This is a genomic window from Reichenbachiella agariperforans, from assembly GCF_900142205.1.
GTDB lineage: Bacteria > Bacteroidota > Bacteroidia > Cytophagales > Cyclobacteriaceae > Reichenbachiella > Reichenbachiella agariperforans.
In genome coordinates, this window is record NZ_FRAA01000003.1 from 56,523 (window position 1) to 70,618 (window position 14,096).

4 protein-coding genes are annotated in these 14,096 nt (G+C 41.6%); all 4 read left to right on the forward strand.

Going from position 1 to position 14,096, the window contains the following annotated elements:
• Positions 1-81: 81 nt before the first annotated feature.
• The 4 genes from BUB99_RS09565 to BUB99_RS09585 all read left to right on the forward strand — a co-directional run bounded on the left by BUB99_RS09565 (position 82) and on the right by BUB99_RS09585 (position 14,096).
• Positions 82-8,460 (forward strand): FG-GAP-like repeat-containing protein, encoded by an 8,379-nt coding sequence (locus BUB99_RS09565; protein WP_073121926.1) that lies wholly within the window; start codon positions 82-84, stop codon positions 8,458-8,460.
• A 219-nt stretch (positions 8,461-8,679) separates the two neighbouring features.
• Positions 8,680-9,030, forward strand: coding sequence for a T9SS type A sorting domain-containing protein (locus BUB99_RS09575; protein ID WP_073121930.1), 351 nt, complete (start codon positions 8,680-8,682; stop codon positions 9,028-9,030).
• A 149-nt stretch (positions 9,031-9,179) separates the two neighbouring features.
• A complete protein-coding gene (locus BUB99_RS09580; RefSeq protein WP_073121932.1) occupies positions 9,180-9,719 on the forward strand; it encodes a leucine-rich repeat domain-containing protein in 540 nt (179 codons plus the stop codon).
• A gap of 192 nt (positions 9,720-9,911) precedes the next feature.
• Positions 9,912-14,096 carry a hybrid sensor histidine kinase/response regulator transcription factor gene (locus BUB99_RS09585; RefSeq protein ID WP_073121934.1) on the forward strand — a complete coding sequence of 1,395 codons (4,185 nt, stop codon included), beginning with the start codon at positions 9,912-9,914 and terminating at the stop codon, positions 14,094-14,096.

Here is a 14,096-nt window from a genome sequence, read left to right on the forward strand (position 1 = left end):
GAAAATACCCCTCTGCTAAAAGGGAATTCGTGAGCTAAAGGGATCTAGCGATTTTAGATCTAAATATTTAAAAATCGCTGTATGAAAACCTTACTTACCACTCTATTAGTCTTTACACTTTTCTCTGGGTATGCTCAATTAGAGATTACGAGCTTATCTCCTAATCAAAACGAAAATTACGCGTTAATAGACCAGGATATCGAAATAACCTTCAACGCTTCTATTGATGCGACCACTTTGGCAGACAACATCATCGTCACCAGTGCCGTCAAAGGTGCTTTGCCGTTTTCTGTTTCTGGCGGAGGTACAGCCGTCATCACAGTGAATCCTACGAATGATTTCTTGTATGGAGATCGGATACAAGTGACGCTGACCGAATCCATAGAATCTACTGGAAGCGATCCATTGACGAACGGTTTTTCATTTACATTTCGAGTCAAGACCTTGCCAGCATATTCTACTCCTCTTAGCCTTGCCAAATTGGTAACCAGTATAGGTGCGGGAGCAACACAAATAGCTGACATAGAGGGTGATGATGATTTGGATATATTAGGAGGTAATTATGGAAACATGCGTTGGTATGAAAATGATGGAGACGAAAACTTCTCCTATGGTGCCAGCGATGAAGTTTATGATGCAAACCCTACTACCATACAGGTAGGTGATATTAATAGTGATGGTTATCCAGATGTCTTGGGTGTAAGTAATTATTTTAATTATGTCAATTGGTATGAAAATGATGGTACTGGCAGTTTTTCAGAAAACGTGATAGTAAACTCAGGCTATGCGCCGTACGCAGCTGATGTAGCCGATTTGAATGGTGATGGATGGAACGATATAGGCGTAGCAACTAATGGCGGAGGAGTTGTTTTGTATATCAATTCTGGTTCGGGAACCTATATACCACAAAACATGTCAGAAACCCACGCTAATGGAAGAGCGGTAACTTTTTCTGATATAGATGGTGATGGTGATATGGATATATTATGTCAGCCATTAGGATCTAATACTAGGTTTGCATGGTACGAAAACGATGGCGCCCTTTCATTTACTGAGCATTTTATAGACGGTAATGGGTATGGTTTTAATACAGAGTTCCAAGTTGTAGATTTAGATGATGATGGTGATTTAGATCTGATCACCACATTTCATAATAACGACTGGTTGTTATGGTATGAAAATGATGGTAGCCAATCCTTTACAAAACATACAATAATCAACTCAGCAGAAGTGATGCATAACCCATCGGTGGGCGATGTAGATGGTGATGGAGATATGGATGTTTTTGCAGCAGATAATGTAGGTAAAGCTATACTTTGGTTTGAAAATGATGGACTTGAAAACTTCACAGAAAGAACACTATGTGCGGACATAATCAGACCATATATTAGTGATTTAGTCGACTTAAATTTAGATGGGCGATTGGACTTAGTAGGTACGGGTAATGAAAAAATTATTTGGTTTGAAAACAAAACCAATGAATCTCCTGTCTTAGACAACCCCTTAGCAGACCAAGTTGCTCAGTCATATCTAACCTTCAGTTATCTCGTACCTTCAGATGCCTTTTCAGACCCTGAGCTATCAACACTCAGCTATAGTGCTGCTCTATCCAATGATGACCCTTTGCCCGATTGGTTGACTTTTGATCCAGAGTCGAGGAATTTATCAGGGATTCCTACTGCTACTGATGTAGGTACTATATCAGTTAAAATAATCGCTACTGATCCAGGAGGGTTATCTACAGACGATGTAATTGATATTGTGATCTCACCTACTTCGCTGATGACCATAGACGACCATTCGCCTACACATCAGAGTCGCGGGATTGTTGCATCATCTAATATTAGTATTACTTTTTCTGAAAGCATAGATGCCACTACACTCAACATCCAACATTTCCAAGTCATTGGCTCTATGTCTGGTTTGGTTTCGGGTGCTTTTTCTGGTGGTGGCACGCCCAATATTATTTTTGACCCGACTAATGATTTCTTTCCGGGAGAGGCCGTGAATGTAAAAATATTGACTACTCTGACGAGTCAAGGGGGAAGTATCGTGGTAGAAAATAATACTTTCAGTTTTGTCGTAGGTGCGGCTGTCTCCCCTAGTAGTCCAGCATTAATCGTAGGATCTACCGAATTATCAGCAGGGGCAAATGCCGAAAAACTTAAAATGATTGATTTGGATGGAGATGGAGATTTAGATATACTTAATGGTATTGATACGGGCAATATTGAATGGTATGAAAACGATGGAGATGGCAATTTTACTGCTACTACCATAGATAATTCAGGATCATCCCTAGGGTTCGATATAGGCGATATTGACTTGGACGGAGATTTAGATTTGGTTACTGCTCGAAGGCCTACAATTCAATGGGTCGAAAACGATGGCAATGAGACATTCTCAAGTCACTCAATTACCACCGATCTTGACTTTATCGGAAGTGTCATTTTATCTGACATCAATGGAGACGGGTACCTTGACGTTATTGTATGGGAAATCAACTCTGAAGGAATATGGTGGCTAAAAAACGATGGTGCAGGCAATTTTACTCAAATAGAATTAGGTGTTTTGACTCAAATGACTGAGACGGTACTTCCTGTCGACTTGGATCAAGATGGAGATATGGACCTTGTGGCAGGTGGGCATGTGTACGCTTCCAATACACTAGTCTGGTTTGAAAACGATGGGTTCCAAAATTTCACTCAGCATCAAATAACGACAGACGCTGATGGTGTATCTGATTTGGATGTAGCAGATGTGGATGGCGATGGAGATTTGGATTTGCTTACCGCTGAGAATAGGGAAGATCATGTGGTGATCTATCAAAACGATGGCAATCAGGTATTCACCGATACGAATATTTTTGAGGGTACGGACGGTCCCAGTTTCGCAAGGTTTGTAGACATAGATGCAGATGGAGACCTAGATATTATCACCAGTGCAGCTGACATCAAAGAAGTGGGTTGGCTAGAAAACAAAGGCTCATTAGATTTTACCTATTGGCATATAGCAGATAAAGAAGGCTACTCTATGGTTTTTGGGGATGTAGATAGTGATGGTGATTTGGATTTTGCAGCTATTTCTACAGTAGATTCAGATATCACGATTTATGAAAATGTAGTCAACCAAACGCCAGTGGTAGATACGCCCAAAGAAGATGAGGAGGTAATAGGTGATGTAGCGTTTTCTATCTCAGTGGATGATATCTTTGTAGACCCTGATGGTAGTGATGTTTTTGTCTATTCAATGACTTTGGACAATGGAGATCCTTTGCCAGGATGGATGGCCTTTAGCAACGAGACGCGTTTGCTGACGGGCACTGCTCCTCTATCTGCAGAAAGTGAGTACAGCCTAAAAGTGCGAGGAACCGATCATGCGGGAGAATATGCGGAAGACGTATTTGAGCTTTCGGTGACACTACCCGCACTGATTTCAATAAACTCTTTTTCGCCATCACTCGCTACATACAATGATACGGATGTCATAGTCTCCATTGTGTTTGATAAAACGGTAGAAACCACTACTTTGGACGATGCGATCATTGTTAGGAATTCTAAAGGGTTGCGGGTATCAGGCGTTATCTCTGGTGGAGGTACTGCCACGATTAGCTTTACGCCTGATGACGCTCTATTAAACAATGAAGAATATCGCGTATTGGTTTCATCTGATATAGAGTCCGAGGATGGTGGGATTAGCGTTTCTGCGTATTCATTTTTCTTTTACACGAACGCCGATATTTCAGGTGCCTTTTTTCAAAAACAACCTACCATCGCACAACCTATAGATCCAACTAGTATTGATCTAGGTGATATGAATGGAAATGGAGTGAATGACATTATAGCCTCTAGTGTGTCTTCTGGAATAGGCATTTCTGTGAATTGGTTAGATGTTGAGAGTCGAGCAACAACTACTGCCACCAATCTCAATACACAAGCAACTCATTCTATCGTATACGACATGGATCAAGATGGCGACTTAGATATTGTGAGTGTTTGGTCACTTAGCAACGCCATAAAAATTGACAGCAATGACGGAACAGGTTCATTTACGAGCAGCAACTTGATTACAGGTGTTTCTGGTGCAAATGATTTCAGTCTCTTGGATATGGATTTTGATGGAGATATTGATGTAATCGTACCGTCAGACAACTCATTGGATTATTATGAAAATGATGGTACGTTGAATTTCACCAAACATCATCTATCCAATGACGACCATACAAATGTGACGGTAGCAGACCTGGATTTGGATGGTGATTATGATGTGTTAGGATCTGGCGGAGAATGGTACGAAAATGATGGTTTTCAATCATTCGAATCTCACGAAGGTTTTGAATTTAAAGAAGCAGCAGTGGTAGATATCGATCAGGATGGTGACATGGATATCGTCAGGTTACACTACAGCAGTGATTTAGAAATTTTATACAATGATGGCACATTGACATTCACTACTGAAACTATTTTTGACGATAATTTTGAGGACTTTAAAGTTGCCGATATAGATGCCGATGGTGATTTGGACCTTGTTGTAGCCTCTCAAACTACAAACTCACTATTTTATTTAGAAAACAATGGAGATGATACCTTTGATACACAGCTATTGTCCGGTCAAGAATTGGGTATTCAGCGTCTTCAGGTCTCTGATATCAATGGAGATGGTCGATTGGACATCCTAACCTCCAACTACAATGCTGACGAAATTGGTTACTTCAAAAACCGCAACAACACTGTACCGACAATCGCCAATGCATTGTCCAATTTGGAGACCAACGAAGATGCAGAATTCAGTTTTAGCATTCCAAGTGAGACGTTTGAAGATGCTGATTCAGATGAATTGACCCTCAGTGTGACACTAACAGACGATTCGGACATTCCTGATTGGTTAAGTTTTGACGATTCGGACAATTCTTTGAGCGGTACACCTTTGCAAGCCAACGTAGGGACGATTGCGATAAAAGTATCTGCTGACGATGGTGCAGGAGGTAATGTCTCTGACGAATTTGATTTGACTATACTCAATGTCAACGACGCACCAACTGTATCTAGTTCAATAACCAAAAAAACAGCCATAGTAAATGCATTGTTCAGTTATGAAGTAGCTGAAGCTACATTTACTGATGAAGATGGTGATGAATTGACAATGACCGCATCTTTGGATGACGATTCGGAGTTACCAGAGTGGCTAACATTCGACACTGAAACAAACACCTTTGAAGGAACGCCAGTAGTAGATGATGTCGCTGAATTTGACGTAAAACTAATAGCCACTGATCCTAATGATGCTAGTGTTACCACTGAGTTCACCATAGAAGTTTCTATCCAAAATGATGCACCAATAGTTGCTAATGAAATTGAGGATTTAGAAACCGATGAGGATGACTTGTTTGAGTTTTCTATTGATGAGAATACGTTCAGCGATGCGGATGAAGACGAATTGACTTATTCAATTTCATTGTCAGATGATTCTGACTTACCCGAATGGCTGATTTTCGATGAGGAAACGTTGAACTTCTCCGGTACACCACGACAAGACAACACAGGCGTATTGATGATTAAACTGACCGCACAGGATGAGTTTGCATCTGTCAGCACTACTTTTAGCCTGACTATCAATGAGGTCAATGACGCACCTTATTTGGCTTCTGGACTCAGTGACATAGAAGTAGACGCAGGAGCAACTGTGTCAAAAGTACTCACAGGCCATTTCAGTGATGAAGAGGATGAAGAATTAAGCTATTCTGTGACATTGGCTGATGGAGAAGACTTGCCGGATTGGTTGACTTATGATGAAGAGACCAAAACCCTATCTGGTATCAGTAGTGAATCTGTAGTTGGAGATTGGGATATTAAAGTGACTGGTACTGATGTAGGAGAACTAACAGTTTCTGATATTTTTGAAATTAGTGTGATCTCAACCAATCAGTCACCAGTGAATGCTAACCCATTAAGTGATCAGACTGTATTCATTGATATAGTATCGACAATCGATATATCAACTGTTTTTGAAGATGCTGATGATGAAGTATTAGTTTATACAGTGACATACAATACAGGCTCTACAGTGCCAGAATGGATGTCCATTGAAGGTGATGTTTTCACCATCAACCCGCCAACTGGATCAGTTGGGGACTACAGCATTCGTTTCGAAGCTACGGATTCTCATGGAGCAAGTGTTTATTCTTATGTGGATATTGAAATAGCCAAACAAAGTCAGTTGATTACCTTTAGTGATTTGACAACTAAGACTTACGGGGATGAAGAGTTTGACTTAACAGCAGTCGCTAATTCTGAATTGGCAATATCATACTCGAGCTCCAACTCTTCGGTGGCAACTGTCTCAGGTAGCACGGTTACTATTATTGCCGCTGGCACGACAACAATCACTGCCTCTCAAACAGGTGACGAAATTTACAATCCTGCAACAGCAGTCGAGCAAGTTTTAACTGTCAACAAAACAGAACAAACTATCACATTTGCGGAAATAGCAAATATAGACATTGCCATAGGTAGCGTAGCGTTGGATGCAACGGCTAACTCTGGACTCACGGTGACTTATGAACTCACTGCAGGTGACGGCTCCATAGAAGACGGTACGTTGACTGTCAATACTACAGGCACATTTACCATCATCGCGTCACAAGCAGGTAATGATAACTATCTGGCTGCTGAGTCGGTTTCACAATCATTTGAAGTGACAAGTCCCTCTAAATCTGATCAAACCATCACTTTTACCACATTGGAGGAGAAAACCTTTGGTGATGAGGCTTTTGACTTGACTGCTACTGCGGATTCAGAACTCGAGGTGACCTATACCAGTTCGGACGAAAACGTCGCGACTGTATCTGGTAGCACAGTTACCATTGTTGGCGCTGGCACGACAACAATCACTGCTATACAGACAGGTGACGAAATTTACAATCCTGCAACAGCAGTCGAACAAGTTTTAACAGTCAACAAAGCAGAACAAACAATCACATTTGCGGAAATAGCAGACATAGACATTACCATAGGTAGCGTAGCGTTGAATGCAACGGCTAACTCTGGACTCGCGGTGACTTATGAACTCACTGCAGGTGACGGATCTATAGATGACGGTACGTTGACAGTCAATGCGACAGGCACATTTACCATCACCGCATCACAAGCAGGTAATGACAACTATCTGGCTGCTGAGTCGGTTTCACAATCATTTGAAGTGACAGACGCTTCGAAATCCGATCAAATCATCACGTTCACAGCTTTGGAGGAGAAAACCTTTGGTGATGAGGCTTTTGATTTGACTGCTACTGCGGATTCAGAACTTGATGTAACCTATACCAGTTCCGATGAAAACGTCGCAACTATATCTGGTAGCACCATAACCATTGTTGGCGCTGGGACTACAACAATCACTGCCACGCAGACAGGTGACGAAACCTACAACCCTGCTACAGCTGTCGAACAAGTTTTAACAGTCAACAAAGCAGAACAAACCATTTCCTTTACAGAAATAGCTGACATAGACATTGCCGTAGGTAGCGTAGCGTTGGATGCAACGGCTAACTCTGGACTCGCGGTGACTTATGAACTCACTGCAGGTGACGGATCTATAGATGACGGTACGTTGACTGTCAATGCGACAGGCACATTTACTATAGAAGCTTCACAAGTAGGCAATAACAACTATCTGGCAGCTGAGTCGGTATCACGGACTTTTAAAGTAACAGACGCTACTAAAACGTCACAGACTATCAGCTTTCAATCCATCAAAGACCAAACCTATGGTAATGAGGTTAATCTGTCAGCTACCGCTACGAGCAACTTACCTGTTGTATTCGAACTAATTGCTGGGCAAGGATCTATTACAGAAAGTTCTCTTCAAATTTCAGGTGTTGGTCAATACATCGTAAGAGCAATTCAAGATGGAGACAACGAATTCCAATCAGCTATAGCTGTAGAGCATAGTTTCAACGTCTCGAAAGCAACGTTGAATTTTGAAGCAGAAGATATTATTCTGGATCAAGGAAGTTCATTTCCTGAATTCACTTACAATATCTCTGGCTTTAAACTAGGAGATACCATCGATGATTTAGATGAACTACCTACCCTAGAAACAAATGCCGAAACTTCAGATATTACAGGTCAATTTGATCTATTGTTGACGGGTGGAACAGACACTCATTATGACTACAACCTTGTTAATGGTATTTTGACCATCAAACTGGTGTTAAGTGTGAGTAATGAAAACGTGACTGTAAGCATCTACCCTAACCCATCTGACAAGGTTATAACAATAGAGACAGAGTTAGACCAAGCAGAGATGAAACTGTTTAACCTAAATGGAGAGTTAATCAAAACGATTCAACATAGAGGAGGAACAGAAATCTTAAACATTGCAGATCTTGATTCAGGAATTTATTTTGTTCAACTCCTCAATGAAGAAACACGTGTGATTAAAAGATTAATCGTAAAACACTAAATACTCAACTACACAACAACTAAAAGGGCAGTATAATCTACTGCCCTTTTTTTATCCAATAACTTGTAAAACCTTCCCCACTGCTCTAACCCTTCAATAGATATAATTATTAATCTCACCTGAAAAATCTTGAAGCTCACCGATTTCCGCTTTAGTAGGCTGTAGGGCTGTGCTATCATTGCATCGTAATCAAATTCAAACAAACAAAATATTACTACGATGAAAACGACAATCAAAACAATCGCCCTGACCCTAATGGTAGCATGCTCTTCACTAGCTTTCGCTGGAGAAAAAGCTGAGAAATCTGAAAAAGTAGTGAGCCCTGAGCTTAAAGTACAGATCAAAGCGACTGCTGATTCTAAAGTAATCGTGATCTTTGACAAACTAGAAGGTGAAGAAGTAAAAGTAAGAATCTATGACAATTACGGTGCTTTGATCTATTCTGACAAGAAAGTAGATGGTGCTAAATATGCCAAAGCATTCGACCTATCTGCTTACCCTGCAGGAAACTACGCTTACACAGTATCCAACGACGTGTATAGCGTGAAGAAAACTATCGCATTGAAGTAAGGGTACTGCCCTACTTGATGAATTTGAGCCTTGGCAGTATTTGCCGAGGCTTTTTTATGTCCTTTTATTTCATATAGCGGTTTCGTTCAAAATAATGTTTGATTCTAAATTCAAAACATTATCTTCGAGTATATCTCAGACCAACCAAGATGAAAGTCGCTATTTTACTAGCAGTACTACTGCCCCTTTTCCTCTCCAGTTGCGCTCCTAGTAAGGAGGGACTGTTCGATCAACTCAACGAACCTGAAGTCACCATATATTTGAGTGAATACGATCTAGACTCCATCCCTCCAGAGATCAACGCTCTAAAAGACTGCCAAAAACTCAAGATCATGATGGACACGAATTGGCAAGTCTACCCTCCCCTATCACAGTGGTCCAGTTATATCGATTTATATATTTCAACCCCACCATTTCATAAAATCCCTTCCGAACTTTGTGAACTTACTCAACTAAAATCATTAACGCTTGTAGACCTCAACCTCACAACCCTACCCTCCAACTTGGATCAACTCACTCGCCTTGAAAAATTAAACCTATCCATGAATAAATTAGATCTCAAACAAGAACTTTCTAAACTCGATCAACTTCCCATGTTGACAGAGCTAGTCGTTACTGGTAATAAGATCGACACGCTCTCCATGAAGCTATGGATACTCAGCAATCCTCAAGTCAGTGTGATCTATTGAAACCATAAATCACACGCCCACTTTACTAAATCACAACCTGAGCTACTCACCTCCCCCTTATAGATTCATCCATTTTTTACCATTCCCTATTCATATTGACTTGCTTACTCTTATTAATTATTATTTTGCAAGTAATCCTTACGGGTCGCCACACCTACCTAACTATCCGTATGAACTAAAAGCATGCATTGTATGAAAATTAAGCTAACGCTAATTACCCTTCTTCTCAGTATATGTGGTGGTGTATATGCCGTAGACACCTTTCAGCCTCAGGTTGCTGATCCTATGCAGGAGGCTTGGCGTTATGCATTTTTTCCAGAGTTAGATAACAAGGGAGTCCGTAGTATTACCTCTGACATGAAAAGTGAAGTGATATGGTTCGGACTGGACTCGGGGGTAGCACGCTACGATGGCTATAACTGGAAGTACTTTACCGCCTCTGATGGCATCAAAGGAACAGCTGTGCAAAAAATGTTTTTGGACAAGAATGATCAAGTCTATGCCGCCACCAAAGAAGGTCTCTACAAGCTGGTAAATGAGCAATGGGCCTCCGTGTTTCGCCTCCCAGCAGCAGTCAACCTTCAATTCAAAGTTATCAAACAACTCCAAAGTGGCCGCATCATCTGTGCTACCAACCTAGGAGTAATCTTAATCACCGAGCAGAAACCGATCTTCCTCAGCAACACCCTTAACATCACGGCTCTAAAACAACAGGACGCAGCACTCGCTTATCTGCAAATCCCAAGCCCTCTACTCTTAGATCAAAAATTCGACAACATATCAGACATTTTTGAAGTTACCAAAGGAGAACTCTGGATATCCATCACACACCATCTAGAAGATGAAAAGGGAGACATCATGATGTTTTCTGAAAAAGAAATCGCCAATCAGCAACTCACCAGCTACGGCCTACTCAGTAATTATTACAATATCGATTTGGGTTATGAGCACCACATCATGGAAAGCTCTAAGGGTGATATATGGATCATCAACAAGTCCAACAAAGTGCCAGCACTCAAGTTTTCTAACAACCAGTGGAGGCCCGTCCCTTATGGCAAACAATTCGGAGATGACGAATACTCAGAAAACATCCTAGAAACCGAAGATGGTAAAATATGGATCAGTGGTATCGGTAATCTCTATAGCCTAGATACTGACGGCACCTGGCACAAATACAACTCAGAGACTTACAAAATCCCACATGGTCACATCAAAATTCATTCTCCAGGCAATTCCAAACTCTGGATCTACGAAAACAAAGCCTCCGTCACACGAGTGGATTTATCACAGGATCGATGGCTCACCTACCTTGGACTCAACTACCAATGTACGACAGACAATGGGGACACTTGGTTCTTAGATTTCGAAGGAAATGTAATCACCAATCAAGGTGGACAATGGAGCAAGTTCACGATGCGTCATGGACTAATTGACAATCCAGTTAGTCTCTATGCAGATTCGGAAAATTATATCTGGGCAATAGGGAGTGACGAGGGTATAGCCGCCGCGAGTCTATTAGAAGATAAGCAGTGGATCAAAATGCAGTTTGACTCCTTGTCATGGGGAGTCGACTACCGAGCGGTCTTCGAGTCCAAAGACGGATCTATGTGGCTAGGGGGTAGTTCTGATGTCTATCTAGACCGTGGGCAGTCTGGTGGCCTAGTCCAAATCGTCAACCCACACAGCCAATACAGAAAGATCATCTATCACAAAGGTCGAACCAACGGGCTTAACCAACTCAATGCCTATGGTATAACACAGTCTGCTGACAATAGAATTTGGATCGGAGGCACAGGACTCTGCTATTTTGACAAGATTTCATGGAAATACCTCGACATACCTGATCTCAATGATTTCGTCAACGATGTACAGCATGACGACAAGGGCACACTATACGTCGGATCCAGACAGCACGGTCTATATATCTATGAAAATGAGCAATGGACAAACTACTCCATGAACAACGGACTGATGAGCAACAACATCATCAGTGTCTGCACCAGCCAAAACGGGGATGAAGTATGGCTAGCCACTGACAAAGACATCAGTTACTTCAATGGGCGAGTCTGGACCAACCACATCTTTCCCGAAAAACTCACACTATCCTACGAGGGAGGTACGATCAAGACCAACCAGTTTGACGAAGTATGGATCAGTAGATCACTACGAGAATGGAAACGACGCGTCTACACGGGTAAAAAACCCGATATCGCAATCAAAAGTAAATTCAATACCTACCGCTTTATCAAAGACACCATCGCTCCACAAACAGAGATAACAGTCTTTGCGGAGACAGTAGACAACACTGGTAATACTTCCATTTTTTGGACTGGACGTCATTTTTTCAATAAAGTCAGTGCGGATAATCTAAGCTACTCCTACCAGATCAATGACGAACCTTGGTCCAAGTTCAGTAGCCAGAGCAACCACACATTTTTAGGACTCACCAATGGAGACTACACCTTCAAAGTACGGGCTATGGATACTGAAGGTAACATAGATGCTACACCTGCGACCGTCCAGTTTACAGTACTCCCACCCGTTTGGAAACAACCCTGGTTTATCATCTTGATTGGGTCACTATTATTGGTCATTGGTTATTTCATTTATGTGATCATGAAAAAGCAAGAGATTCTAGAAAAGCTAAATGGCTCACTCCAATCCGCTAATACGGAACTAGAATCTCGAAACATCGAAGTGCAAAAGCAAAAAGACTCACTCGAAACAGCAGTACAAAAAATCGAAGAGCTCTCAAATGCCAAGGTCAAGTTCTTTACCAATATCACTCATGAATTTAGAACGCCACTTAGCTTGATCCTAGGACCAATAGACAAACTCAGTAAGGATGCTCCTGCTAATGCCACTGAGCGCAACTACTACGACCTGATCAAAAAAAATGCACTCAGACTACAAAAACTCATCAACCAGCTCCTCGAAATCCGAAGAATAGAGGCCGGAAACCTTGACTTGGTACTTACCGAAAATGATATCGTATCTTTTGCCGAGGGGATCAAAAACCTGTTTACCAATCAAGCTTTGGACAGAGAGATCAATCTTCAATTTCACTCCGACTTCTCAAAACTCAGTATCCAATACGATCAAGACAAAGTAGAAAAAGTACTATTTAACCTGATCTCCAATGCCTTCAAGCACACCCCTCGAAAAGGACAAATTAAAGTAAGCATCCTACAAGCCGAAAAGTACCTGATGAAGGACACCGATTTGGAGTTTATCAGACTAGTAGTCGAAGACAACGGAACAGGGCTGGATCAAGAAGTCATGAATACGATTTTCGAACGATTCTCAGTCGGACACAACAATGTAGAGCAATTCCAAAAAGAAGAAAATAGCGGCATAGGACTATCCTATATCAAAGACCTAATCGATGCACACAAAGGAAATATCAAAGTAGAAAGTGAGCCTAATCAAGGCACCAAATTCACCGTGTACATTCCTGAGAACCTAGAAGCACAAACCTCCGACCTAACCACTCCAGTTGACAAGAATTTTGTATCCAACTACACACACCCTACTGAGACATACAGTGTAGAAAATGAACTCAGTCTCAACCTCGAAAACACGCAAACAAAAGACAGTACGAAACAAACTATACTGGTGGTAGAGGATAATGTTGATATGCTATCCTTCATCAAATCACTGCTAACTCCGCAGTACAATATACTCTCTGCCAGCAACGGAGCGCAAGGACAAGAGGTGCTAAGTAGGGAATACGTCGATCTCATTATTAGCGACATCATGATGCCCAAAATCGACGGCATCACACTCTGCGAATCTATCAAATCGGATAGCACGACCAGTCACCTGCCCGTGATTTTACTCACTGCCCTGGCTATGGATAGCAAACGCATCAAAGGTTATGAATCAGGTGCAGACTCTTATATCGTCAAACCTTTCGAGCCAGATCTACTGCTCGCCCGTGTCCAAAACCTAATCATATCCCGAGAAAAGCTCAAAGAAAAATACGCCGATAACCTCAAGTTCAAACCCAAGGATATCAAAGTCACTTCCGTAGACGAGGAGTTCCTCGACAAACTCTCACAGCTCCTCGAAGAAAACGTATCTGATACCCAGTTCGATGTAGGAAAACTGTGCGAAATGGTCAACATGAGCCACATGCATTTCATCCGAAAAGTCAAGCAACTTACAGGCAAAAAGCCAGTCGAGTTACTCAAGACCTTTAGACTCACTCGTGCCAAACAGCTACTAGCCCAAGACAAAATCAACGTCTCCCAAGTAGGCTACATGGTAGGCTATGATCTACCCAATTCGTTTACACGAGCCTTCAAAAATGAGTTCGGGATGTCACCGACTCAGTTCGTCCAAAATCCAAACACCGAACACACCAAAAAAACCTAG